This window comes from Pseudomonas sp. DD1 (genome assembly GCF_044510355.1).
Taxonomy (GTDB): Bacteria; Pseudomonadota; Gammaproteobacteria; order Pseudomonadales; family Pseudomonadaceae; genus Aquipseudomonas; species Aquipseudomonas shahriarae.
In genome coordinates this window covers 40,227-65,557 of record NZ_MSAJ01000029.1, presented here as the reverse complement: position 1 = coordinate 65,557, position 25,331 = coordinate 40,227, and the positions used below count along the sequence as shown (strand labels likewise).

16 protein-coding genes are annotated in these 25,331 nt (G+C 60.0%); 7 read left to right on the top strand and 9 right to left on the bottom strand.

Going from position 1 to position 25,331, the window contains the following annotated elements; genetic code table 11:
- Window positions 1–33: 33 nt before the first annotated feature.
- The 4 genes from PSFL_RS16660 to PSFL_RS16645 are packed head-to-tail and all read right to left on the bottom strand — an operon-like array spanning window position 34 to window position 11,953.
- A complete protein-coding gene (locus tag PSFL_RS16660; RefSeq protein ID WP_152987907.1) occupies window positions 34–315 on the bottom strand; it encodes a hypothetical protein in 282 nt (93 codons plus the stop codon).
- Entirely contained in the window at window positions 312–1,178 is an 867-nt protein-coding gene (locus tag PSFL_RS16655) for a PoNe immunity protein domain-containing protein (RefSeq protein WP_198848648.1), read from the bottom strand. Before PSFL_RS16655 ends, PSFL_RS16660 begins: the two co-directional genes overlap by 4 nt.
- Window positions 1,175–10,204: a hemagglutinin repeat-containing protein gene (locus tag PSFL_RS16650; RefSeq protein WP_397470288.1), complete on the bottom strand. Its 9,030-nt coding sequence runs from the start codon at window positions 10,202–10,204 to the stop codon at window positions 1,175–1,177. The genes PSFL_RS16655 and PSFL_RS16650 overlap by 4 nt, the downstream gene beginning before the upstream one ends.
- A 30-nt stretch (window positions 10,205–10,234) precedes the next feature.
- Window positions 10,235–11,953, bottom strand: coding sequence for a ShlB/FhaC/HecB family hemolysin secretion/activation protein (locus tag PSFL_RS16645; RefSeq protein WP_057957957.1), 1,719 nt, complete (start codon window positions 11,951–11,953; stop codon window positions 10,235–10,237).
- Window positions 11,954–12,637: 684 nt separating this feature from the next.
- Here PSFL_RS16645 and PSFL_RS16640 point away from each other — a divergent pair.
- From PSFL_RS16640 to PSFL_RS16610, 7 genes are all read left to right on the top strand, one after another.
- Window positions 12,638–13,378, top strand: coding sequence for an SDR family NAD(P)-dependent oxidoreductase (locus PSFL_RS16640; RefSeq protein WP_198831065.1), 741 nt, complete (start codon window positions 12,638–12,640; stop codon window positions 13,376–13,378).
- 4 nt (window positions 13,379–13,382) lie between these two features.
- Window positions 13,383–14,582, top strand: a complete 1,200-nt coding sequence (locus tag PSFL_RS16635) for a hypothetical protein (protein WP_169990441.1) — start codon at window positions 13,383–13,385, stop codon at window positions 14,580–14,582.
- Window positions 14,582–15,820: a hypothetical protein gene (locus PSFL_RS16630; RefSeq protein ID WP_397470287.1), complete on the top strand. Its 1,239-nt coding sequence runs from the start codon at window positions 14,582–14,584 to the stop codon at window positions 15,818–15,820. Before PSFL_RS16635 ends, PSFL_RS16630 begins: the two co-directional genes overlap by 1 nt.
- Window positions 15,821–15,822: 2 nt before the next feature.
- The gene (locus PSFL_RS16625) at window positions 15,823–16,446 is read left to right on the top strand and encodes a 2OG-Fe(II) oxygenase (protein WP_057957953.1); all 624 of its coding nucleotides are present in this window, start codon (window positions 15,823–15,825) and stop codon (window positions 16,444–16,446) included.
- A 62-nt stretch (window positions 16,447–16,508) separates the two neighbouring features.
- Window positions 16,509–17,408 carry a DMT family transporter gene (locus PSFL_RS16620; protein WP_057441728.1) on the top strand — a complete coding sequence of 300 codons (900 nt, stop codon included), beginning with the start codon at window positions 16,509–16,511 and terminating at the stop codon, window positions 17,406–17,408.
- A gap of 113 nt (window positions 17,409–17,521) precedes the next feature.
- On the top strand, window positions 17,522–18,316 hold the full coding sequence (locus PSFL_RS16615) for a class I SAM-dependent methyltransferase (protein ID WP_397470286.1): 795 nt from the start codon (window positions 17,522–17,524) through the stop codon (window positions 18,314–18,316).
- Window positions 18,317–18,540: 224 nt separating this feature from the next.
- Window positions 18,541–18,705 carry a hypothetical protein gene (locus PSFL_RS16610; protein ID WP_198831067.1) on the top strand — a complete coding sequence of 55 codons (165 nt, stop codon included), beginning with the start codon at window positions 18,541–18,543 and terminating at the stop codon, window positions 18,703–18,705.
- A gap of 3 nt (window positions 18,706–18,708) precedes the next feature.
- Here PSFL_RS16610 and PSFL_RS16605 read toward each other — a convergent pair whose 3' ends face one another.
- The 5 genes from PSFL_RS16605 to pgaC form a co-directional block, all read right to left on the bottom strand.
- On the bottom strand, window positions 18,709–20,142 hold the full coding sequence (locus PSFL_RS16605) for a PLP-dependent aminotransferase family protein (RefSeq protein WP_289141299.1): 1,434 nt from the start codon (window positions 20,140–20,142) through the stop codon (window positions 18,709–18,711).
- A gap of 413 nt (window positions 20,143–20,555) precedes the next feature.
- Complete coding sequence (locus PSFL_RS16600) at window positions 20,556–23,138, bottom strand: autotransporter outer membrane beta-barrel domain-containing protein (protein ID WP_397470285.1); 2,583 nt, start codon at window positions 23,136–23,138, stop codon at window positions 20,556–20,558.
- Window positions 23,139–23,239: 101 nt separating this feature from the next.
- The gene (locus PSFL_RS16595; RefSeq protein ID WP_170059505.1) at window positions 23,240–23,368 is read right to left on the bottom strand and encodes a hypothetical protein; all 129 of its coding nucleotides are present in this window, start codon (window positions 23,366–23,368) and stop codon (window positions 23,240–23,242) included.
- Between the two features lie 151 nt (window positions 23,369–23,519).
- A complete protein-coding gene (gene pgaD, locus PSFL_RS16590) occupies window positions 23,520–23,987 on the bottom strand; it encodes a poly-beta-1,6-N-acetyl-D-glucosamine biosynthesis protein PgaD (protein ID WP_057438951.1) in 468 nt (155 codons plus the stop codon).
- On the bottom strand, window positions 23,984–25,330 hold the full coding sequence (pgaC, locus tag PSFL_RS16585) for a poly-beta-1,6-N-acetyl-D-glucosamine synthase (protein ID WP_057438950.1): 1,347 nt from the start codon (window positions 25,328–25,330) through the stop codon (window positions 23,984–23,986). The genes pgaD and pgaC overlap by 4 nt, the downstream gene beginning before the upstream one ends.
- Window position 25,331 lies beyond the last annotated feature (1 nt).

Below are 25,331 nucleotides of genomic sequence, written 5' to 3'. Positions count from 1 at the left end.
TGGCAATAAAGGGCTGGGGTTGCCCTGCAAGAGTCAAAAACTCAAAAAGAACACGCCCCCATATAAAAACAGGGCAAAGCCGGCCAAGGCCGCGCGCCACTCCGGGTCGGCGTCCTTGCTCATGCCACCCGGTGCTATGGCCACCCGGGCGCCACGCGCATAGTTGTAAACCGCCTGGCCAAACCACAGCTGCACTAACACCATGGTCAAAAAACGCTTCCAACTGCCATCAAATCGCAAGAAGCCGTTCAACAACGCAGCCAGTACCAAAGCCACGCCAATGCCATGCCGGTACTGGTACAAGTGACGGCTCATTCATCCGAGCGCCCAAACAACCGCGCCAGCCAGCCGGCCTTTTCTACGCGGGCAGGAGCTGGTGCGGGGATAACGGCTTCACTGGGGTGGAGCAAGTCGGCAGGGTAATGTTCATGCCCGATACAAGCGCTGTCATCCAGCCCGAACGCCTTGACAGCGGCAACCGCCTCAAAGCACCAGCGGCCGAAGTAGCCTTCCATCTCAAGGGGGTGTTTTACCGGGTCACCATAAACGTACCACCAGGGTTGCTGTTTACCGCGCCGGTTCAACTCCGGGTACCAATGCTCTACGAACGCCAGCAACAGCAAGGCCTGTTGTTCCTGGGGTGCGTCGATTGCCTTGAGCAATCTTGAGTAAGGCTTGGCGTGCAGTAGCTGCTCCCCAATCACCCGCCCGGGCTCGCGGGCGGCGATGATTCGATCCAGCAGAACGTCGTGCCCACCTTCGCCGATCAAGGCAACCAGTCGACGCCACTGGTCGTCGGGAATCTGCAGCGCCAGCGCCAGGCTCACCAACCAGAAACACCAGATGTAGTGGCTGAGATCCGTCAGCTCGAAAGTCCAGTCTCGGCAAACCTGAAGATTGTTTTGTGCACAGACTTCGTGGGCAGCACTATTGGACATCTCCCAGGCGTCCAGCAGGAGCGGGAAACAGGTCGCGATCTCTACGACATTGCGCCCTTGGGAATAGGCTCTGATGCCTGAGGTCAAACTATCCTTGGCAACGTCGAACGCAAATTGCGGCCTATAGACGGGGTTGGCTGAGGGCTCCGCCAACAGCTTACGGGCCCGCTCAATCCACTGCTGGTCCTTTGACTCACGCCCCTCCCAATACTGCTTATCTCCCAGCGGTGCACGAATCATGGAAGAACCCCATTCAGATTTTTGGAAGGTAGTATTCTAGAGGTGTCTACCGGTTTGACCTTACCAAGCGCATCCAACACCTCAATTTCTGTCGAGCCATCCGGCCGCGATCTGACGACCCATGTTTCGGTACGGTTCATTTCGATGGCAGCCCGAACATCCCGGCTCTGCTCCCTGCCCACTGCACGGATCAGGCGATCACCGCCCAGCGTCCAGGCTGTGGAGCCTTGCTTGCCATCCAGCGTATTGCCCAGCCCCGAAGATCCGGACTTTTTGTCGGCGCTGACAAACTTGTATTCGATAACGACAAAGTCGACATCCGGGCGGCTGACCTTGTAAAGATCATCAACCCCCGTCTCACCCAAACCCGGTACCCGTGCCAATTTCTGTCCGTCCGGCACGATTTGCTTAACGGAACGCTCGCCAAACAAGTCGCCCATGACCCCTTTCTGTTCCCGGGTCAACACGCTCAGATCCATCAGCGGTTTGCCATCAGGGCCAAAGATACCGCCACTTTTGAGCAGTGCCTGCTCGGCCGCTTCGTTGATGATGCCGGTGAAGCGTTTGCCCACAGCCCCGGCCAGCTCGCCGGTCAGGCGGGTGGTGGTCGCGCCTGCACCACCGACACCCGCGCCGCCCAGGCCGAGGCCCACGCCGGTAGAGGTGGCGATCATCTCGTTCTGGCGCAGCACGTCGGTGCCATAGCCCTGCATGATATGCAGGGTGTCCAGATAGCCCTTGAGCCTCAGCTCTTCGGGCAAGCTCTGCACCGCCTCTACCGCCGCGATAAATTGCCGACCGCCACAGCTTGGGCAATTGACGGTACTCATCGCCCAAAGCGCCGTCTTGGAACCGAAACTGGCCAGATCCTCTACGGCATTGGCAATACCCTCGGCACTGCCCTGGCCCTTGGCATTGAGAATTTCGGCCATGTTTTTCGGGTCGTGCAGGTACTTGTAGGGGTCGACCAGTTCGATGTACTTGACCAGGTTCTCAACCGAGTTCCGGTCTTTCATCAGGCGCGACAGGCCCAACCGCTCATTGTTGTAATCGGCCAGGCTGACCTGGAACAGGTCCGCGCTTTTCGACTGCGAAAGCTCGCTGCGCAGGAAACTGGCGGCAGTCGTGGTGTTGCCATCCTCGGCACCCAACACGGTATTCCAGCCGCGATCGACCATCGCCGCGGCGGTGCGCAGCAACTCAATGCGCGCCTGCTGCTCGGTGATGCCTTGCTCGGCGGCGTAGCGATCGACGCGCTCTTTGTCGGAGGCGAACTTGATCTCGTCCGGGTGCAACTGACGGTTGTACCGATCCACGCTGGCCGCAGTGCCACCGGCCACAATGGCGCCGCCGGTGCCATGCCCGGAACCGACCGCCGTACCCACGCCGGAGGCAATCAGGGTAGCCACGGCCTTACGGTCGGCCTCTTTCATGCCACTGTCTTCCAGCGCTTGCAGAATCGAGGGCATCAGCGCCGCCGAGGCGCCTGCACCCAGCGCGCCGCTCTGCACATTGCCGCTGGAAAGCCCCAGGGCAGCCCCCGCCAATGCGTGCAACATAACGCGCGCTGCGCCGCCTTCGGCCCAGGCGGCCTTGGTCGCACTGTCGATGTCTTTGCGGTTTTTCTGCTCGTCGGCAAAACTCCCGATTTTATTGAAGATATCGCTGGCCGATGTATTGGCCACGATCCCTACCGCCGTGCCGCCGGTAGCGCCGCCCAGCCCGGCCGCAATCAGCCCGGACGCAATATCAGCCATCAGTTTCTTGTCGCCACCCACCTGCCAGCGCAGCGCCTCGGCATTCGCCGCCTCGTACGCCTGGGCCGCAGCCCCCGCCGTTGGCGAGCCCGCGCTGGCCTGGTCTTTTGCCTCTTGCCCAAGCTTCTTGGCTTCATCCGCCTTGGCTTTGGCCACCGTACTGATCACACCGCTGGCCAATTGCGCCGAGCTTTGGATCAGGTCGATGCGCTCTTGCATGGCCTTTTCATCTGGGCGCTCGAGCTTCTGGTTGGCATTGGCGGTGTCGCGGTTCAGCCCCACCAGGTCATTGGCGCCCTCAGGGTTGCGGACCACAATCGTGCCGTCGCTGACCGCACTGCGAGTGTGGCTGCGCTCGTCTTCCTTGAGCGCCACCGGAATGCTGCCACCCGGCGAGGTGCCGCCGCTGCTGCTGAACGAAGCGGAGAGCCCCGCCGACTGGCTCTGGATCTCGCTGGTGTTCTTAATATCGCTGACGATCAAGCGATCGGTGCTCAAGCGGTTCTTCACCGCCGCCGCTTCGCTGGCAATCACCCCGCCCTGCAAGGTGGTGGTCTTGCCGACATTGATGTCGTAGCCCCCGGTACCCGCAAACAGGCCGGTCTGGTCGGTCACGGCCTTGTAGTCGCTGTTCATCTTGGCCGCAGCAATACTGGCCGAGCCGGCGACAGTGGAGCCGTAGCAGAACGGTGGGATGCAGATACTCGCGCCAAAGCCTGCGCTGCTCTGCTTGCTGCGCGACGATTCGCTGTCCTGGCGCGAGAGGATATTGAGGTTGCCGCCGATGTCGGCCTGGATGCGGTCAGCGCGCACCTGGGCGCCGGCGAGGGTGGTGTCGCCACCGCTTTTGAGCAGCAGCGAGCCGGTGTCCAGGGTGGTATTGACCTGGGTTACCGAGTTGCCATTGCCGTTGTTTTTCGCGCCCTGGGCACCGAGGTCGAGGGTGAAACCGTTCTGCTCGCCGATGTTGAAACTGGCGCCAATTGCAGTCTTGTTGGTCGAACCATCGTTCTTGCGGTCGACGGTGTCCTGGGCGCTTTGCAGCAACACGTTGTTCTTGGCCAGCAACAAGGTGTTGGCGGCTTTCAGGCTGCTGCCGGTGATCTCGATATTGCCCTGGGTGCCGGGCGCTTCGCCGGTGGCGACAATCGACAGATCCTGCCCGGCATTGAGCGTGCTCTGGCGCGCCGTCAGGCTGTTGTACTCGCTGCTGGCCTTGCTGCGGGTGTTGGCCAGTTCGGTGCCAATCTTGATCAACGAACCGTTGCTGGGTGAGCCGCCCTGCTTGTTCTTGAAGCCGGCGCTCTGGCCGTTGGCGTCCGAGGCCTGGCCACCCAGGTTGTAGGCCGCCAGGGCGGCCTGGGCGATTTTCACCGCCTTGAGGCGCGGGTCATCGGCGTTCTTCGCCGCCTCGGTGGCATCGTGAATGCTGCGCGCGGTGTCGATCACCGCACCGCCAATCACCCGGCCCACGGCCAGGCTTTTGGAGCTGTCTTCGGTGGTTTGCCGCGCGGTTTCAGCGCCGGCGGTGATGGTCACGTTGGCGCCACTGAGGTCCATGTTCTTGGTGCTCACCAGATCACTGGCGACCACGTTCAATTCACGCCCGGCAATCAACGCAACGTTGCCTTCGCTGGAGCCGATGGTGCTGCCGGTCAGGGTGGTTTCCTGGGCGGTGCCGTTGTGTTTGCTGCTGCTGATGGACAGGTGCTGATTGCCGGTGATGTCGTCCAGGCCCAGCTTATTGCCGGTCAACACGCCGGTCAGGTCGCGGTTCTTTTCCTTGTGCATGTCGGTGCGCGAAAAGGTGTTCTGCGCCGCATCAATCGTCAGGTCACGCCCGGCCTGCACGGCTAGGTCGCCGGTGCTGACCAGCGCCGAGCCGGTCACTGTCGCATCCTGCCCCGCCACCACGCTGACCGTCTCGCCCGAGACCATGCTGCCCACGGCCACGGTGCGCTTCTCGTCGACCTTGTCCTGGACCTTGCTCGACTTCAGCCCGCCCCAGCTGCTTTTGCTTTCCTTGCGCTCATGCCGGGCACTTTCGGCATCAGTCACCGCGACGATTTGCACATCCTTGCCCGCCACCAGTTTTGCCGCGCCTTTGTCGGCGGCCACGGTGCTACCCGCCAGCAGCAGGTTTTCACCGGCTACCAGGGTGCTGTTGCCGCCAGAGCTGACACTGCTGCCAACGTTGTTGATGGTGTCGGTCTCGTCGAGACGGAATTTTTTCCCCGAGGAGCTTTTCTTGGTCTTGCTGTAGAAGCTGTAGTCCTGATCCTCGGCGGCCCGCAGGGCCAGATTCTTGCCGGCCACCAGGTACGCTTCATTGCCGGCGCTGACGTTACTGGCGAGCAGCAGCAAATCTTCGCCCGCATTCAAGCTCACGTTGCCACCGGCCTTGAGCACGCTGGAAACCTGGCTTACGTGGTCCTCGATGCTCTTGACCTTTTTCGAGTTGTACGCCGAATGCTGCTCGTTGGCCGCCGCCGCCAGGGTCACATTGCGCACGCCGCCGACGCTCAGGTCGCGCTTGGCTTCGATCTGGCTGCCCACCGCGCTCACATCCCGCCCGGCGACCACATGGAAGTCACGCCCGGCTTCAACCACCGAGCCTTGCTGGGTGATGATCTCGTGACGCGAACGGCTGCCAATGGCGCCGCTGTCCAGGGTTTGTGCCGCGACGATATTGACGTCGCGCACCGCCTGGGCGGTGGTGTCGCCGCCGCTCTTGAGCGCGCCGCCCACACTGTTGATATCGCGCCCGGCCTGCATCGCCAGAGTGCTGGCCGACTCGATGCGCGCAGCGCTGTCGATAAAATCGCTGCGCTCGATGCGGTAGTCGCTGGCGCTCTGGTGCGTGGTGACGCTGCGCTCGTTGAGCAGGTCGGCACCGGCCACCAGGTTGACCTGCTGCCCGGCGATGATGCCGCCGGCACGGTTGTTGAGGTTCTTGCCGGTCAGCAGGTCGAGGCGGTTGCCAGCCTCCATCAACCCGCTGTTGTGCAAATCACCGCCAATATTGGCGCCCAGGTTGCTGGTAGCGCGCAGTGTGCCGACGTTGTTGAGGTTGGCGCCGGTCATCAGGTTCAGGTCGCTGCCGGAAATCAGTGCGCCATTGGGTGCCAGGCGGTTGCTGGCCTGGGCCAGGTAAAGCACCGGCACCAACACGTCTTGACCGGCAACGGTGGCGTTTTCCAGCCACACGATATCGTGGGTCAGGGCCGCCACTTGTTCGGCGGTGAGGCTCACGCCCACGGCCAGGTTCAGTTGCTGGCGAGCGCCGATGGCATTGTCCATCAGGTACTTGAACACACCGGCGTCGCTGGTCTGGCCGTCGATAAAGCGCTGGCCGGTGCGGGCAAGTACGGCTTGCTGGATCAGGCGCTGCTCGTAGAACCCATCGCCCAGGCGCTTCTGGCTGGCGTCGGGGTCGTAGCCCAGCTTGGCCAACATGTAATCCGAGCCCAGGAACTCAGCCATATTGGTCAGCTGCGAGTTGGTCTCGATCAGGTACTTGTGCGGGTTGGCGGCAAACTGGCTGTTGGGCAGGCCCTGTACACCACTGCCGTCGCTGAAGTGAAACAGGCCGTTCTGCCCGGTGGGCAAGCTGAAGCCCGGCAGGCCCAGCGGGTTGACTTGTTGCTGGGCGACATCCGGTGGCAATTGCCCGTTGAGCTTCACCTGGGTGGAGAAGCCAGGGGCGTTGGTGTCGGTCTTGGCGCCACTGCCGACGTAGGTGTAGCCGCCGCGCACCACGCTGTTGTCGATGCCGGCCTGGGCCTGGATATTCACCGCGCCGCCGGCCTGGATCACCGCAGCGTAGCGCTGGTCCGGAGCCGCCAGTTGGGTGGTTTTGGTCTCGCCCCATTGGCGCTCCATCGCGCCGATAAAGAACGCCATGGCCGCCTCCAGGCCCCCCAGGTTATTGGGGTTGTAGGCCGCGCCACCGATGGAATAACGCTGGGTAAATTGCGCGGCGGTCTGGTTGTAGCCCGACGGATCACGGGTGCGCTCGGAAGAAAATACGCGCTCGGTCAGGGTGTCGTGGGTTTCCAGGCCGAGGTTGGTCAACTGGTTGACCCGCGCCGTCAGGCTGCCGGCTGCAGCGATGCTACTGCTGCTGTTGAGCACATCGCCGCCGACCAGCAGCAGGTTGGCGCCGGAGGTAATGCTGGAGGCCGCGCTGGCGCCGGTGACCCTCAGGCGCTCCCGCTGGGCAATCAGGAACGGACGGTTTTCCTTGCCGCCTTCGCAGTCACCGCCGTTGACGTTTTCAATGCACTGCACCGGGCTGATCGAGGCGCTGTAGATCCCCGACTCGCTGGTCAGGACCGTGCGGATATTCTGGATGGTGCCGGCGGCCAGGCTCAGGTTGCCGTCACTCTGAATGCTCGACGAGCTGTTGATAATGCTAGTGGCGAACGCGCCCTTGCCGTCACGGTCGATACTCAAGTTGCCCATGGCATAGATATCGGCAGCGAGGTTTTTCAGACGATCGACCCGCAGGCTCATATCGCCGCCGCTGAACAGCAGGCCATTCTGGTTAAGCAGGCTGCCAGTGGTCAGGGTCATGGTGCGCCCGCTGCCCAGGGTGCCGAGGTTGTTCAGCGCAGCGCTGGCCAGGCTGAAGTCCGTGGCGGCGGTCAGGCGCCCCGTGTTGTTGAGGGTGCCGCCCAGGGTCAGGTCGAGGCTGCCGTTACTGGCGATCACGCCCTGGGTGGACCAGTTCTGGCCGGTGCCCTTGATGCGGTTGGCCGCGAGCAATTGGCCGCTGGTGGTTTGCTCGAGGGTGTCGACATTGACCGTGAGGTTGCCGGCCTGGATCAGGCTGCTGTTGGTCCAGTTGGTTTTGTCCAGGCTCAGGTCGCCCTGGGTCACCAGGCTGCCGCCGACGTTATCGAGGTTGATGCCGGCAATATCGAACACGCCGGTGCCGACATGCAGCACGCTGCCGCCCTGGTTCTGGAAGGTGCCGGCGGCCAGGCTCAAGTCGGCATTGGCCGCTTCCAGCTTGCCGCCGCTGTTGTCCAAGGTACCGCCAATCGCCAGACGGCTTTTGCCCGTGCTCCCCAGGGCGCGCAATTGCCCGCCCTGGTTGTTCAGGCTGACGGCAGCGATGTCCAGGGTGCTGGCGCTTTCGATCAAGCCACGGTTGTTGAGGGCGCCCAGTAGGCTGAGGTCGACTTGCTGACCGGCGATCTGCCCGGCGTTATCGACGCTGCCGCCACTGAGGCGCACGCGCTGGCCGGCGAATACACCGCCGTTGCCGTTGTTGAAAACATCGGCGTTGATCAGCGCGTCACCCGCCTTGGCCGAGAGCTTGCCCCCGGCGTTGTTCAGGCTGCCGACGGTGAGGTTCAGGCCGGCGTTTTCGCTGTGGATCAGGCCATCGTTGTCGTTTTGCACCAGGCCGCTGGCGTTCAGGGTCAGCCCAGCGTTTGCCGCCAGGGTGCCGCTGTTGCGGTTGTCCAGGCTGGCCGCCAATACCGTCAGCAAGGTTTGGCTGGTGAGTTTGCCACCCTGGTTGTCGAGGGCGGCGACACGCTCGATCGACAGCGGGCCGGCGCTGGCCAGCTTGCCGTTGCGGTTGATCAGGTCGGCCAGCAGGTCGAGGGTCAGCGCGCCGTTGCCGGTGAGGCTGCCGGCGCTGTTGTCCAGGCTGTTGCCGCGCAGGGTGAATGCGGCGGCGCTGTCGATGGCGCCGCCCTGGCTGTTGTTGAGCGCGCCGCTGAGGGTCAGGGTTTGCGCTCCGGCGCTGGAGATCACGCCTTTGTTGCTGTTATCGAGGTTGTCGCCGGTGACGCTGAGGGTGTCGTGGCTGACCACCGCGCCACCCTGGTTATTGACCTGCGCGACGTTGGCCTGCAACGCGCCGTCGCTGATGATTTCGCCCTGACTGTTATGCAGCGCAGCGGCAGTCAACTGGGTGCTGCCGCTGGTCAGCAGGCGGCCTTTGTTGCGGTTATCCACAGTGCTGGCGGTGATGTCCAGGGCCTTTCTGGCACTGATGACGCCGCCCTGGTTATCCACGGTCTGGCTGGCCTTGACGGTGGCGGTACGGCTGGCAACCACACTGGCGTTATTGCGAATATCGCGGGCGTCGAGGCTGACGTCGCCGGTGGTGGTGCGGGTGTTATCGGGATTCACGCCGGCTTCGATGATGCCGTTGTTGGTCAACTGCCCGCCGCTGCTCAGGCGCACCGTGTCGCGGGCGGCGAGGCTTTTCTGGGTGTTCAGGTCGCCGCTGGTTTTCACCGTCAGGGCGGTGCCGGCGTAGGCCGGACCCTGGGCGTCGAGGCTTGCCGCCTTGACGTCAATCGCGCCACTGGCCGCCGCTTGCGCCATGCTCAGGTGCCCATTGGCATCGAGTTGGATATCGCCCGCGCTGGCCGCCAACGTGCCGTCCAGTTTCACCCCGACACCGGCCTCGGTGCCCACCAGCTTGATCGCGCCGGCATACATGCCGCCCAGGGCCGAGGAGTCAATCGCCAACTCCGGCTTGGCGCTGCCATCGTCGGCGCGCGCGGTGGCATTCAAGGTCTGTGCATTGACGTCGTTGCGCCCGGCAATCACGGTCAGGTTGCGGGCATTGATCTGCGCGTTGATCTTGGCCGTGCGGGTGATGATTTCGAAGCGGTCGACATTGCTCGCGTTCAAGCCCTGGCCATCGATGGTCACCGCACCACCATCGACCTGGTAGCGGTCCAGGCGGCCGTTATCGAGGATCGGTTTGCCGGTGGTCAGGGTCACGTTGGGCGTATTGATAAAGCCGCAGCCGTTGCAGGTCACGCCATAGGGGTTGGCGACGATAACCTTGGCCGATTGGCCCGCCACCTCGGTGTAGCCGCGCAGTTGGCTGGGGCTGCCGCCGTTGACTTCATTGAGGATGACATTCGCCGAGCCACCCTTGAGGTTGGGGTTGCCGACGATAATCCCGCCCAGTTGGGTGGACTGCAACGGGCCGCCGGCGTTGTTGAGGATCACGCCATTGGGGCCGACGTTGTAGTCCTTGAAGTGGTTGTGGGACAGGCCGCTGCCATTGGGCGTGGCGATGTTCACCACCGGCACCCCATTGCCCGCCGCGCCCACCGTCGTGCCGGGGCCGCTGACCACAATGCCGTCGGCCTGGGCCAGCAGCGGCTGCCAGAACAGCGCGTTGGCCAGGATCAGCACCAGGCCGCGCTTGGGCAGGCCGCAGAACGCGTCACGACGCTTCAAGGCAGCAGAAGGCAGGCGGGCGAGGAAGGCAAACTGGCGGACGTCCATGTCAAATTCTCGATGCGGCTAGGCGTTGAATTACAGGTAGAAATCCATCCGGAAGTAGATCGGCGCTTCGCGCTCGCTCATCACTGCCGGACGTTCCAAAGAATGGGCAAAGGTCACGCTGGTGCTGACATTCTTGCCACGGGCGAACAGCTCCACGGAGTTGCTGGAAACCCGGCCGTGGACAGTGTCGTTGTAGCGGTCATTGCGGATCACGCCCTGGTCGTAACCCAGGCTCACGCCGTACTCGCCGAAGGCCGGGCGCAACCAATCCACCAGCACCGGCCGCGCCCAGCGCAGGTCGTTGCGCCAGTAGCCGCCGCTGTCACCGTTGAGTTGCTGGTCCTTGAAGCCGCGCACCGAGGATGAGCCACCCAGGCTCATGCGCTGCGGGCTGAACAGTATGTCTTCGCTGCGTTGGCCGGTGGCCAGGCTGGTGAAACTGAACGACTCGCCCCACAAGGTGAACGGCTGCAGGTAGCTGACGGTGGCGGTGTATTTGCGGTAGCGCGAATTGGGCTGACGACTGCCAAACTCGCCGCGTTCGTCCTGGGACTGGGCATCGAGCAGGCCAATGCCATTCTGCATGCCCAAATCCATGTTGACGAAGGCACTGCCGACCCGCCGACCGTGGTTGATGCCGACCTGCATTTCACTCAGGCGAGTGCTGCTGTCCAGGCGGGTGGTGAACACATAGTTATTGGTGCGCAGGTGAGCCAGGCCGACGTTGACCGAGGTCTTGCTCACGTCATCACGATGCACCACGCGCTCGGCGCGCAGTTGGTGGTTCTGGCTGTCACCCGATTGCTTGAAGCTGAACGTATCGGCCTGGCCCAACGCGCGGTAATCGCTCTCGCTGTAGGTGTAGCTGAAGTTCCACCAGCCCCACGGCACGTTGTAATAGAACATGCCGTTTTTCGAAGTTTTCTGGTGATCGCTGATCGCATCATGGCCGCCGCGCAACACCAACTGGTCCGCCAGGCCCAGGGGGCTGTCCCACTCAAGGCCGGCGCCCCACTGCTGCTCGCCAGTGCTTTTTTGCCCGTCGTTATTGCGCGACAAGCTGGCGCGCCAGGGCTTTTGCGGGTTGTTTTTCACCAACACCGAACTGCCGCCGACGGCTTCGCCGGGGGCCAGTTCCATTTGGGCCTGGTTGGATGGCAAGCGGTTGAGCTGGTCGATGGCCTGCTCGATTTCCCGCAGGTTGAGCAGGTCGCCGTTTTGGCCAGGAAAGGCCATGGCCAACTCGCGTGCCGAGAGCTTGCTGTTATCCGCGCCTTGCAAACTTTCGAGCTTGCCTTCGACCACCAGCACCTGCAGATGCCCTTTGGACAAATCCTGCTGCGGCAAGTAGGCACGGCTGGTGACCATGCCCTTGTCGATGTAGTGATCGGTGACGGCCTTGAGCAGTTGATTGAGCTGGGAAACGCCCAGACACTGGTCGATGTAAGGCTTGATCAAGCGCTCACGCTCGGTGGCGGACAGGCTGTCAGCGCCCTTGAGTTCAATGGTCTTGATCGGGAAACAACGGTTATCCACCGGGGCGGTGGGCGCTGTGGGTTTGACTTCCTTGCCGGGCAATTCCTTGAGGTCTTCGAGGCGCCGGCGCTGCTCTTCGAGCAGGCGGTTTTGCCGCTCGCGGATCAGGTCCTGATCGCCAGGCGAAGTCGCGGCCACTGCGCTGTTTGACCCACAGAGGGCGAACAGGGCAATACACAGGGAATACCGAATCCGTGGCAATAACGAAGGCATGTTCGATCCATCGAGTAACAAGGGGCGGCAAACTAACATCGAACTTCCACCCAGCCAAAACTCCCGGCCAGTTGAAGCTAGAAATTAAATCACCCGTAAGCTGCTGATTAATAACGATAAAAACTATCAGCAACAATTAAATGCTTGTATTCGGAATTTTTATTCCGACAAGCGGTATCAGTTTTGATACAGCTTTCGGCACAACTTGAAAGTTGCCATTAGTTAGCCATCAATGTTGTGCCGAGATGGGTTAGTAGCCAAATAAGCGGAAAAGTTCGCGGCTATTGTGTGAATTGGATCCCATTTCTGACGACAGGCATCGCAGCCCCCCCCCTGACACCACCTCCTCACGTGGAACTGGCTTGCCAGCGATAACGGCCGTTACAGCGCCGCCGACTGTCAGTTGCCCAGCGTCATCGCTAACGACCACCGCCGGGTCGGCTCCTAGAGGGTCGCGCACGGGAATGGCATCACAGATCTGCCTTCGCGGCTGTGCCGCCCTCACGAACGCCAAAAATAGCCCCCTTCAACTGTCATGGTCGCAGCACCAGACAGTTTGCTGCCCCCCCTCATCGCCGTACCGGTACATCGCCTGGGATGCTTTCTAATCTGCGGGAGCTCACTAGGCACCGACGCGTCTGCTCTCCAGTTATCCATAAAAACCACAATCAAAAGGGGCTTCAATTGAACAGTGACGTGACGGTTGTCGTAACGGGGGTGACATCTGGCATTGGGCTGGCATGTGCCAGAAAGTTGATCGCGCAGGGCAACAAGGTCGTTGGCATCGGGCGTCGTACCGAACGGCTATCTGCAATAGCCGATGAGCTGCGCGAAAACTTCTATCCGTTGACCAATGATGTTCGGGACAGTGCACAGCTCAAGACTTGCCTGAAAGGCCTTCCTGCTGAATTTGCAGACATTAGCAAACTTATCAATTGTGCAGGCTTGATCCAGGGTCAGGGCACACTGTTGGATGTCTCGGACGAGCATGTATCAACCATGTTGGATACCAACATTCACGGCTTGATCAATGTCACGCGGGCCGTATTGCCAGCACTTATAAAAAGTGGCTGCGGGCATGTGATCAACCTGACTTCGATCGGTGCTCATTATCACTATAAAGGCGGGCACGTTTATGCCGCCTCCAAAGCATTTGTCGATCACTTTGGCCGGTGCCTGCGTACGGAGTTGGTCGGTACTAAAGTGCGCCTGACCAACATCGCGCCCGGCAAAACCCGCTCGGAGTTTGCCCTGGTTCAATGTGCAGGCGACCAGTCCCTGGCTGACCGGGCGTATAGCTCCCTGACGCCACTTGAGCCAATGGATGTTGCAAATTCTGTTCTTTGGGCCCTGCAGCAGCCGCAACACGTCAACATCAACAGTATTGAACTAATGCCTGCCGACCAGGAACTTTCGTACCGGTGAACCTATGAGCCAATCTCTCGCGCACTATTACGTCAGAAACAAACTTACGCATAAACTTATCAGCAAGCGTGTGTTGTCGCCGATATCGCTTTCTCAAATGCCGCCATCCGACTTGGTCAAGGCACTTTGCATCGAAGAAGAAGTTACAAAACTGTCGGCCGTATATGCACAGTTTCAACATTCGGATGATGTGGTTACGGGGCTTCCTCGCTACATGCCCTTTTATCGTTTTATCCAGTCAAAGTTTCCTGGCTTCCAGTGGGAAGTGCGCACACATCAAAACAAGAAAACGCTGGTTCTGAACAAGCCGTATATCAATCAAAGCCGCCCGTCGCTGTTGAACTTGCTGCTCTGTGCGGTAAACGACAACACCGCGACAACGCCAGCCTTGAAAGTACGTTATCCGGCCATGCGAGCGCTGCCAGATGCTCTGGTGGTGGACCTGGAGCAGGCGTTTAAACGGCTGTCATTCGCCCAATCGGCGCCTCACTTTATCGCGCGTTTCGCCGAGACCCTGGCCAAGGGGCTTGCCGGAGAAATCGTCACGCTGGTTTCCCCCGTATGCCCTGATTATGGCTACGAGAACAAAAACGGGCGACTTCGCTACACCTTCGATTATTTGGGCGAAGGCATCGGGCTGGTGGCCGGACGTGTAGTCAAGACCCTGCCCGACTTACAGGCAGTGTTGCAAAAACACGGCATTGAGACACGCATCGCCATCGCAGCCGGGGATTTTGAAGGGTTCGACGAGCGTACGTTGAGCCGCCTCAAGGAAACACGCGAAGGTTTCGCCCACAAACTGCGAGTCAGCCAGCAGAAAATCCTCGACCGCCTGGGGCGGGACACCGAGACGATCATGATCGCCGAGGCAGCGGGTGGGGAGGACATCTGGAACGCGCTGACAGCGCAGGCCCAGCAACGCCTGGCGATCGGAGATAACGGTTGCATCGTCGACAACGATCTGGACTACGCCGCGATCTTGAATGCGAGGCTGGCGCTCTATCAGGCCTGGCATCAGCAGCGCAGTAATGAAGAGTTGATGCAGGTGCTATATGCCCAGGGAGCGGAGTACGCCGCGATTGGCAAAGTGTTTGCCCAGCAGTGGACCAACCCCATAGTAATCGGCGCCGATCACAATCGCATGCAGCCATTCTATTGGCTGTACAGCACCATCCCCGTCCTCTACTTGACCAGGGTCTACTGATGAGTCCGGGGCAAGGTGCACGTCACCACACTCACTACTGTCAGTACGGGCCACGGGGCGATGTTCGAGCGGCCTATGCCCACCTGCCCTTTCAGGGGCTCTGGACGTGGCTGACCGGTAAGGGTCAGGCGCGGACAGCGCAGGTGTTGCAGCGTGAAATGGAGAAGACCGGGGAATGCTACCTGGTGGTTCATCTGTGCTTTACATGGGCCGTGATGATCGCCTTGGTGATGCTCGGCCAGGCCGTTCTGCAGGGTGCTTTTCAACCCGCTACTGCGGTGCTGCTGGTACTGATGGCCTGGGTCTTGATGGTCAATCGCCTGCGTAGCATGCAAGCCACCTTTCACTACCTTACCCACGGTGCCGTACTCAAGGACAAGACACGGGCGCAGCGCTACGCCAGGTTATTTCTGACCACACCGCTGCTCTATCAGGACTGGGACACCTACAACCAGAGCCATGTGCGCGAGCACCACAACATCCGCGTGCTGTGTTCTGACGAGGACCCCGACCAACGCTTTATCCGGGCGCAAGGGTTCTACCCGGGAATGCCTGAAACAGCGTACTGGTTGCGAGTGTGCTGCACCCCGTTTCGCCCTACTTATCTGCTGCGTCAATGGCGGGAGACATGGCTTGACTGCTTCGTGCGTCTTGACCGCCGCGCAGCGCTGTTTCGCTGGTGCTTCTGGGGGGTGGTGCTGGTGCTTTTGTGGGCGACGGGCGGGTTACCTGCTTTCGCATTGATGTACGTGATTCCTCGCGCCGTGCTGTTTGAACACTCCATGTGGCTGCAATTGTTTACCGAGCACCTTTGGTTTTATCAACGGGACGCCCGGCGCAGCGAAAAAGACCACTACGGCCGCCTGACCTGGGGTCGCTACCAGGGCCGCAAACCGCCGGAGCGCGGCATCATCGCCCATCTGATCTGGGGTTTGCAGTGCGTGTGCCTGGACATCCCCGTGCGGATGTATGTGTACCCGCAAGACTTGCCGAACCATGACGCGCATCACCGCCGCCCCAACGTGCACTTCCGGCACATCGCCAACTATCGCGCCAGTCTCGAGCAACAACCCTCGCCCTATGGCCCGTTCCTGGAAGTCTGGGGGTTCATGGCCGGGTTGTATCTGATTCGCGACCACTTGTGCCGAGGTGTGCAGGAGCCTTTCGGCCCTCTCGAAACCACTGTCTCGGACACTCATAACTGCCCGTTCCCCACTTCCACCTCTCAAGGAGCCTGACCATGCAAGAGACGATTCAAGCAGCCAATCAACAGTTGCACACCGACGCCTACGCACGCCTCAAGGCTTCACAACTGTTCTCAGATGAAGATATCGACTACTTGGAGACCGCGTGCCAGGTCATCCCCAAAACCATCATTAAAATCGGCGATGTGGGCGAAGAAAACTTTTTGGCGGTTGGGCGCTTCATGGAAGACCAAAAAGGCCAGTTGCCCGTGTACCGGAACACACCGTATGGCGAACGGGTGGTGGAAATTCTCTCGTCAGGTAAAAGCCGTGAGTTTTTCAACGGCATCATGGAGGGAGAGTGTTTTATCCGCCGTTGCCAATCCAACCTGCTGGAGGCTGGCAACTATATCGGTAAGCACATTGATACCTACAGCAACCTGGAATATCGCTACTCGGTGGTCATTCAGTTCGGCAGGCAATACGAAGGCGGTGAGTTCTTTATCGAGCATGAAGGCCAGGAGTCGCAGTTTAAAACCGGCTATGCCGATGTGCTGATCAATCGCTGCGAAATCCCCCATGGGGTACGCAAGGTACAAAGTGGCACACGTTCATCGTTGGTATTTTTCCTGAGTACCAGCCCCCTGGATAAACCCAACCTCAATAACAAACAGATCTGACCGGCCTGCGCATCCACCCGCATGGGCGGATGCACCACCGGCGAAACCAAAGGAAACGTCCCATGACGCAAACCAATATCGCCAGCTTTCAAGAATCAAAAAACCAGGACTTGCAAGCCTACTTCCTAGGGCTCATTTCGGTCGCAGCTTTCGCGATGACCCTACCGGCGGCCAAGATACTCGCGGGCGATCTGAGCGCCCTGCAAGTCGGTTTTTTCCGGTCGGTGCTGGCAGCGTTTGCGGCAATTCCATTTCTGATTCTCGGCCGAGCCAAGCTGCCCACTCGATCGCAAATCAAACGAATGCTGCTGACATCCACCGGGATCGTTTACGGCTTTCCAATCCTTACCGCCCTTGGCATGCAATACGTTCCCGTGAGCCATGGCGGCGTGGTGCTCGCGGCGCTGCCACTGTCTACGGCTATCTTCGGCACGCTGATCACAGGTACCCGCCCCTCCAAAATGTTCTGGGTGGTGTCGAGCCTGGGTTTCCTGGTGGTCATGACCTATACCGTGATCAACTCGAATGTCTCGGATATCTACATCGGTGACTTGGCACTACTGGGTGCCGTCATGCTGGCCGGCTTTGGCTACGCCCAAGGCGGCGCGCTGTCCAAGGAACTGCCGGGCTGGCAGGTCATGTGCTGGACCCTAGTCATCAGCCTGCCTGTGTTACTTCCGGTCAGCCTCTGGCTGTATGACGGCGAAGCTATTGCCAACCTGCCTGGCCAAGGGGTAGCAGCCCTGCTCTTCCTGGCGCTGGTCAACTCGCTGCTGGGCTTCTTTTCATGGAACCGTGCACTGGCACTGGGGGGCATCCAACGCATTAGCCAGTTGCAGTTGCTACAGCCGTTCTTCACGTTTGCCTTTTCGATCTGGCTGATGGGTGAGCTCTGGAACTGGTTGACCCCGGCCGCATGCGTCGTGGTAATCGTGCTGGTCTGGTTGTCCAAGCGCATCTGAACAGAAGCGTGCGCCGGGCAACCGGCGCGCCCTTTTTCACCTCGCCCAAGGTGATGCTTAGAGGGGCTTGCAGCCCGACAGCCACATCACCTCCCCTAAACGGAGACCTCCCGATGACTGCCTCAAGCTTTTTCCAACCCTTTTTCGAGTTGCAGGAAAGGAACGCCCTGCCTTATGAAACCAACCCGTGTTCGCAGATTCACCGGGCCAACGGTGCGATCGAGTTGCTGGCAATCAAAACGGGGGAGCGGGTGCTGGATATCGGCTGCGGTGATGGCTATTGGAGTGAACAACTCGCTCGCCAGGGTGCGGAGGTGGTGGGGTTCGACTCCAGCCCCGAGAAGGTGAACGCCGCACGCTCGCGCAACCTTGAGGTGAAACTGGGCAATGCCGAAGAGCTCTACTTCCACCAGGAATTCGATGCGGTATTCAGCCATGCCGCCCTACATTGGATGCGTCATGCTGATCAAGTAGCCCGTGGCGCCTTCATGGCACTCAAACCCGGCGGGCGGTTTGTAGGTGAGTTTGCCGGTGCGAAGAATGCCCTGTTGATCCGGCGGGCCATCCATGAGGCCCTGGAACGCAGGTCCGTCGATGCGCAGGACATTGACCCTTGGTATCTGCCCTCCGCCCATGAGTACCAACAGGTGTTGGAGCAGGTGGGGTTCCACGTCACGTTCATCAGTTGGTTCGAGAGCCCGATGGTGCTGGATTACCCCGTCAGCGAATGGATAAAAACCTATGGCAGCCCCTATTTGGCCGCTTTACCGGTAGATGCACACGCGCAGTTTCTGGAGGAGGTCACGGAGGAACTGGCCAGCGACCTGCTGGACTCCAGCGGACATTGGACGGTGGACTACACACGGCTGCGCTTCAGGGCTGAAAAAAAACTGACCCACGGGGTCTGATCTAACCGAGTGCGGCTGATGTCATCCATCAGCAGGCGCCAAGAACACTCCCAGCCGTAAACGGGGTTAACGCTATGCCCATGAAAACCAACGGATTGGCCCTGAAGTCGTTTTACGCAGACGCTCAGGTCTGGTCCGGCCAGGACGGGAAACCGTTGTACTGGATCGACAACATCAGCTTGGCTGTCAATGGATTGGAAATCGCTGAGGATTCATCCATCCAAATGCTCCACGACGATGATGACGTGCAGATCCTTACCGGCAACATCTACTCTTATGAAGACCTGGGAGAGGTAGCAACCCTGGCGGAGTACTTCAAACGCTGGCAACGAAACCTCGACCCGGCGCAACACTCACCGCACGATGCCGGGTCACGCATCAAGCCTTGAGGGTCAGGCGTCTTGTTCAGTCTTGCCTGTGAGCGCAGTTTCACAGTCCAGTTGGGCATCGATGAAGTGCTTGAACCGGATATCGTTGCAATGACTGACATTCAAGCGAATGTACTGATCATAATTGTGCGTGTTACTGAACAGTGATCCAGGCGCCAGGAAAATGCGGGCATCGTGTGCCCGCTCAATCAGGCGGCGTAGATCCACGTGCTGAGGAAACCGCGCCCACAAAAACACCCCCTGCGCACTGGCATCGTCAAACACCACCCCCTTGTTCCCCAACCACTCCCGCGCCCGGACACGCTCCTGCGTCACCCGCTGGCGCAAACCATCCAAATGGTGTCGATAGCGGCCGGACTCCAGGGTGTAGGTCACGATCGTCTCGTCCAGTGATGAACCGCACAACAAGTTGTACATTTTCTGTTCGATCAGCCCCTCGACAAACTTCGCCGGCGCCACCACATACCCAAGGCGCAATGCCGGGCTAAGTACCTTGCTGAATCCGCTGATATAGAAGGTGCGGTTCCATTCATCCAGGCTGCTCAAGCGCAGGGTTTGCCGGGCACATAACGAACCGAAGATATCGTCCTCGACAATATGAAAGTCATACTTCTGCGCCAACGAAAGAATCTTGAAGCCCTTGGCCGGCGAGGTATTGCCCCCGGTAGGGTTGTGGATCAGGGTCTGGGTAAGAAACAGTTTTGGTCGATACTGGATCAACATGGCCTCCATGGCCTCCAAGTCCGGGCCATCTGCCATGCGGGGGACGGTGATGATGTTGAAATCCCGGTCTTTGATCAGCCGCAACTGCAGCAGCAGGTAACTTGGATCCTCGACCAACAGGTAATCACCAGGCTCAAGCATGACACTGCGAATCAGCGAGAACGCATGGGTAGCCCCCACAGTCACCACAATCTGGCTGCTGGAGGCATTGATCTGTATTTCCCGCAGCTGTCGCGCAATCACCGAACGCAACTCCTGCTTGCCCGCAGCAGGCGCCGGGGCACTACAAGACAGCGTGCTGCGAATCAGCCGGCCGGTCACTGATGCCGGAACGGCGTCCGCCAACCAGGCAGGTGGAAAATACCCTGAACTGACAGGAATATCGTATTGGGAAGGATCCAGCGCCCGGTAAAGAAACCCCGCGTGCAAACTGGATGGCGCAATGATCTTGTCCAGATCCTTGGAAACGTCCGGAGCAGTGGGCGCAAGAATGTAGTAACCCGCACCAGGCCGGGACTCGATGACCTGTTGGGCAACGAGATCCTCGTAGGCGCTGCTCACCGTAAAAATACTCACGCCCAATTGTTTGGAAAGCGCCCTGACTGACGGTAAACGGCTGCCTTGCACCCATTGAAAAGATTCGATGCGGCGGATGATTTCGCTGCGAATCTGGTCCACCAACAGTACTTTGCTGCCGCGATCTATCTCGAACATCTCAATCCTTTATAGAAATAATCGCCATTGGTGGTAACTGGCCATCGTAAAGACTGTGATCAACAGTCTCCCTGACAGCACATGCCTGCCCAGCAAACTCTTGGGGCCTTTTAAAGTGGAGTTTTCACCAAATGCACAGAGCTGGCAAATTGTCACAACCTGCTCTCGTTGTGTCAGGTGACGCACCCGCCTTTTTTGATGAAAGAAGAAGCAAATAGGGGGCCAGACAATCAGTAGCGGTTGAATCGTGGTTTAAGCCTGTTTTCCCCAACGGCTGGAAAACCTAGCCTTACGCAATGGCTACGATTTGATTGGGCGACGGTTGAGTCTGCAAAGCACATAAAACGAGCAATAAAAAAGGGCCAGACCCCGATTAAAAATTCAATCGTGGTCTGGCCCCCGGTTTTTTCTACTTAAAACGCGTACCGCGCCTTAACCATCACCCCATCGGCATCAAACCCACTGCGAGCCTGACGGGTGTAGCTGGCGCCGACGCTGAACGCCGAGACCTGATAGTTCACGCCCACGCTGGCCTCATAGCTGTCACGCGCCACCGATGCGCCGGTCACGCTGAACGTCGAACCACCGTTCACAAAACTGGAAGTCTGCGCCACGCGATCCCCCATCAGGTCGTGATAGGCCATCACGGTCGCTTCCGATTGCAGAGTGCCGGCACCCAGCGCCAGGTTGCCTGCCACACGCAGGCCGGCGCCCAGCTCACCGACTTCGTAACGTTGGGAACCGGTGTTCAGCGCCGCCGAAGAGCCCTTCTCATGCAGGCTGTCCATGTGCACGCTGGAGTAACGCGCGGCGACACGCGGTTCGATCAGCACGCTGTCCGACGCTTTGAAGCTGTAGCCGCCGATCACGCTGGCCGACAACGCCTGGCTGTCGTAGCTGCCCTTGGCCGTGGTGCCGGCGATGTGGCGCTTGCTGTCGTTGTCGTTGACGCCATAGCTCAGGCTGCCATCGACAAACCAGTTCTGCAGCGACCAGTTGCCATACAGCGACAGCGCGTTGCCCTGCACCTCAGTCTTGTTGCCCAGGTCCGAATGGATATTGGAGTTGAGGTAGCTGTACGCCACACCCACACGGGTGCTGTCGTTCAAACGCCCGTCCACGCCGACGGCCACGCCGCTGCTGTTGGCCGAGTAACCGTTATCGCCACCGCGACCGTCCTGGTCCATGTTGCTGCTCAGGCCTTGCACCCACACGCCGCCACGCTCGCTGCCATCGCGCTGGCCGGCCAGGCGGTTGAGGATCGCGCCGTTGATCACGGTCTGCCCGGACAAGGCCACGTCCAGCGCGCCACGGTTTACGTCAGGCTTGAGCTGTTCGCCAATCTGCGCCAGTTGCTGGGCGCTGCTGGCGTTGGCCACGGCCTGGAACACCGGATCACTCTCATCCAGTTGCCCAAGCACGTCATTTTTCACTTCGTTAACGGCGGTGATAACCGGCTCAGTGGCGCCGACATTGGTCAGCTCCTCTTGCACCTGCTGATTACTCTTCAAGCCCACCACAGCCTTGACCGTTTGCGCATCAGCCGAGTAACTGAACACGTCCAGCAGCGACGACGTACTGCCGACCGTCAGGCCGTTGTTCTGCACGCTGCTGGCTTGCAGCAAGGTGTATTCGGTGCCGCTGGGCGCTGCGGTGAAATCACCGGGCTTGGCGCTCAAGGTCACCTTCGAAGCCTGGGCAAAATTCGCGGCGCCGCTGACCGTCAGGTAAGGCGTGGTCGGCACCACGCTGTTGGACAGGCGCATATCAACCCCGGCGCCGCTGGCTACATTCAGGTCGCCAGTGATGGTGGTGCCGGCGTCCGACAGGTTTAACGAGCCCGAGTTGATCGATACCGGGCTCTGGATGTACTTACCGGTGAAATCGGCCTGGCCTGCGATGTTCACGCCAGTGACGTTGAGTACATCACCGACGATTTTGCCGCCAGTCCAGTTCAGGCTTGCCAGGTTGGCCGCGTCGATGGCGGTGCCGGAGTTGCTGCGGATTTCGCCGGCTTGCTGGTTGATTTCGAAGGGGGAGGTTTGCTCGTCGATATCTGCATAAATGGCTACGCCATCGGCACTGATGGTGCCTCGGTTGACGATGCCGCGAGAGCCGGGCGCACTGTTCTGAGCGAAAGTTGCTCCGTGGAAGTCAAAAGCATCAGCCTTTTCGCCTTTTGCTTCGATCGTGCCGGTATTGAGGATGTAATCGACAGTGCCGTCATGAAACACCACGCCAGCGGAAGCAGCGCCGTTCGCGGAAATCAGGCCACTGTTTTCGATCCTCAAGGGAGATGTGGAGGTTTCCACCTCGAAAGCCCAGGAGTCGTCGCCCGTCACAGACAACGTACCGGAGTTGAGAATCTTGCCACCTATGCTGATCGGGAAGACGCCGCCTCGGTCAAGCAGCATAGCAAGCGAGTTGACGCCCATCATCCGTATCACGCCAGTGTTGGAAACATCCCCCGCCACCGTGGTGCCATGCAACCGGATGCCATCGCGAAAAGTCCAGGGATTGGATACTGGGGCCGTGGATTGAATGGTCCCGGAGTTGATCACGCTCCCGCCAACATTGGTAGCGCCGATCTCAAAGGCTTGAAACGCCCCGTTACTCTGGGTGATGTCGGCTGCCTGGATAACATCCCCCGTGATGGTGCTACTTCCTGGATTAGCGGTCAGTTGCAGAGATGGGTCCACGGCGAACCCGTGAATGTCGAGCCCTTGACCATCCAAATTAATATTTGCACGATTGATCAACGAGCCCTGAATGCTCGTATCAGCGACACTCACCCCCATCCAATTGCTAATGCCTCGGCTAGCGGTCACATTCGTGGGTTGAGTCACCGTTCCGGTGAGGGTCCGTGATTCACTAAACTTCTCACCGCTCCAGGTGCTCTTGCCTTGACCAACATCCACTTCAACGGCCAGCACTTGAGTGCTGATTGCCCCAACGATTAAAGCCAGCAGGCTTTTTTTAAACGGCTTTGGCTTCATGTAAAACTCCATGTATGACTGGGGCTCCGCTCACGATCTCGCGGCAGCAGGTATAAAACCGAAACAGCCTGTTGAGCCCGTGCACTGAGCGACGACCTGCATCATTTGAGCTGATCAATGGCCTGCTCAATTTCCCGCAGATTGAGCAAGCGTTCGCGGTCATCGCCGAACAGGTTGTCGGCACACAGGCTCTCAAATTGAGCGAGGACCTCATTTTGATTAACAGCCAACCCATTGATTTATAACGAACAACTACTCATCAAACGTTTAAAGGCGCGCAACTCCGTGATTGTCAGTGGGCCGCCGAGGCGAGATAAATAGGAGTATTCCTAAATCTATTGGCGAATTTTCCTACAATAAAAGGTCGCCTTCCCTACGCGCCTAGTTTTCCTGCCCCACCACCAGTTTTAACCCTGGCCGCCGCACCTCACGGGAGTGATGCGCCGTCACCGCCTGCACCCCGCCCTCCTGATCGTTATGAATCACCAACACCCCCGGCCGGCGCAGTTGCTCAAGTTCGCCCGCCGCCAGGCGGAAGCTCTCGCTCAAGCCGTGGTCGCTCAACGCCTTGGTCGCCGCGCGCCGCTGGGCGAATTGCTTGCCGCGTCGTTGTTGGTAGCGCGCCCAGACGATCAGCAACACCGCGTTGAACAAGGCGATCCACAGGTAGATCTGCAAGGTGTTCAGCGCGGCAAAAATCGGTGCATCGATGCGTGGGCCACCATTGCTATCGAGCATCGGCACTAGGCCGCGCACCAGCAGGATCACCAGGCCGGCCCAGGCCATCAGGGTCAGGAAAATATCAATGGCCTGCATCACAGGCCGCTGTGGGGTACGGATCAGGTTCATGGCTTAACTTCCTTGGCAGGTGCCTTGATGCCGCGATCCGGGCTGACCCAGCGCGCGCGTTTTTGATGTTGGCGGAACAGGACTTTGGGGAAGCTGACCAGGGTGGTGAACAGGCTCACCAGCCAGAACACCAGCGGGTACCAGACGGTCCAGAACAGGGTTTTCCACAGGCCGCGCTCGTAGCGCCGGTCAATCATGATGCTCACGGCAAATTGCACCAGGCACACCACCGCCAGCAGCAAGCCGGTGAAGGCCGGCGGCATCAGCGAGCCGACGGCAATCGCCTCGGGCAACGGCACGACTTTCCCTACGCCCCAGAAGATCACCGACAGCAGGAAAGTGAAGGCCCAGCCGGTGGACAGGCAGTACTCGAACAGCAGCGGCCACAGGTAGCGATGGCGCCATTGCCAGATCCCGCGAATATTCTTGAACAGCACTTCGGCGCCACCCTGGGCCCAGCGCAGACGCTGTTTCCACAGGCCGCCGAGGGTTTCCGGCATGAGGATCCAGCACAGCGCACGCGGCTCGTAGAAGATGCTCCAGTGGTCCAGTTGCAGCTTCCAGCTCACGTCGATGTCTTCGGTGATCATGTCGGTGCTCCAGTAGTCGACCCGGTCCAGGGCCGCCCGCCGAAACGCCACCACCACGCCGGACACGGTGAAGATCCGCCCGAAAACCCGCTGGGTACGCTTGATCAAACCAATGATCGAAGAGAACTCGCCCACCTGTACCCGACCAATCAAGGTCGAGCGCGTGCGGATGCGCGGGTTGCCGGTGACCGCGCCAAGCCGTGGGTTGTCGAGCATCGGCGCCACCAGGTAGGCGGCGGCATTGCGGTCGAGCAAGGCGTCGCCGTCGATGCACACCAGGTATTCGCTGCGCGCCGCCACGGCGCCCATGCGCAAGGCCACGGCCTTGCCCTGGTTTTGCGCCAAGTGCAGCACGCGCAAGCGTGGCTCCTGCAGCGCCAGGGCGTCGAGCACAGCGGCGGTGTTGTCGCTGGAGCCGTCGTTGATCGCAATCACTTCCAGGTTGCGATAGCGCTGGGCCAACGCCGCGCCGATGGTCTCGGCGGCGTTGTCGCCTTCGTTGTAGCAAGGGATCAGGATCGAGATCAGCGGCTCGCCTTTGAGCACCGGCGCCGGGGTGTCATCGGACCACGGCCAGTGGCGCTCCCAGTGCAGCCAGAAGTACAGGCCGCCGGCAATCCACAGCCCGGACATGAACAACGGGTAGAAAAACACGAACTCCATCAGGAACTGCCCGGTGACCAGGAAGATCAGGCCCAGGGGCACACCCAACACCAATGCCAACACGAGAAGAGCAAGGATTCTGTCGAACATG

Excerpts from the sequence above, each read along its gene's own strand:
- PSFL_RS16625 (WP_057957953.1), top strand. The coding sequence starts at position 15,823 with ATGCAAGAGACGATTCAAGCAGCCAATCAACAGTTGCACACCGACGCC.
- PSFL_RS16645 (WP_057957957.1), bottom strand. The coding sequence starts at position 11,953 with ATGCCTTCGTTATTGCCACGGATTCGGTATTCCCTGTGTATTGCCCTG.
- PSFL_RS16610 (WP_198831067.1), top strand. The coding sequence starts at position 18,541 with ATGCTCCACGACGATGATGACGTGCAGATCCTTACCGGCAACATCTAC.
- PSFL_RS16660 (WP_152987907.1), bottom strand. The coding sequence starts at position 315 with ATGAGCCGTCACTTGTACCAGTACCGGCATGGCATTGGCGTGGCTTTG.
- PSFL_RS16635 (WP_169990441.1), top strand. The coding sequence starts at position 13,383 with ATGAGCCAATCTCTCGCGCACTATTACGTCAGAAACAAACTTACGCAT.
- pgaC (WP_057438950.1), bottom strand. The coding sequence starts at position 25,330 with ATGTTCGACAGAATCCTTGCTCTTCTCGTGTTGGCATTGGTGTTGGGT.
- PSFL_RS16605 (WP_289141299.1), bottom strand. The coding sequence starts at position 20,142 with ATGTTCGAGATAGATCGCGGCAGCAAAGTACTGTTGGTGGACCAGATT.
- PSFL_RS16620 (WP_057441728.1), top strand. The coding sequence starts at position 16,509 with ATGACGCAAACCAATATCGCCAGCTTTCAAGAATCAAAAAACCAGGAC.
- PSFL_RS16630 (WP_397470287.1), top strand. The coding sequence starts at position 14,582 with ATGAGTCCGGGGCAAGGTGCACGTCACCACACTCACTACTGTCAGTAC.
- PSFL_RS16655 (WP_198848648.1), bottom strand. The coding sequence starts at position 1,178 with ATGATTCGTGCACCGCTGGGAGATAAGCAGTATTGGGAGGGGCGTGAG.
- pgaD (WP_057438951.1), bottom strand. The coding sequence starts at position 23,987 with ATGAACCTGATCCGTACCCCACAGCGGCCTGTGATGCAGGCCATTGAT.
- PSFL_RS16600 (WP_397470285.1), bottom strand. The coding sequence starts at position 23,138 with ATGAAGCCAAAGCCGTTTAAAAAAAGCCTGCTGGCTTTAATCGTTGGG.
- PSFL_RS16615 (WP_397470286.1), top strand. The coding sequence starts at position 17,522 with ATGACTGCCTCAAGCTTTTTCCAACCCTTTTTCGAGTTGCAGGAAAGG.
- PSFL_RS16650 (WP_397470288.1), bottom strand. The coding sequence starts at position 10,204 with ATGGACGTCCGCCAGTTTGCCTTCCTCGCCCGCCTGCCTTCTGCTGCC.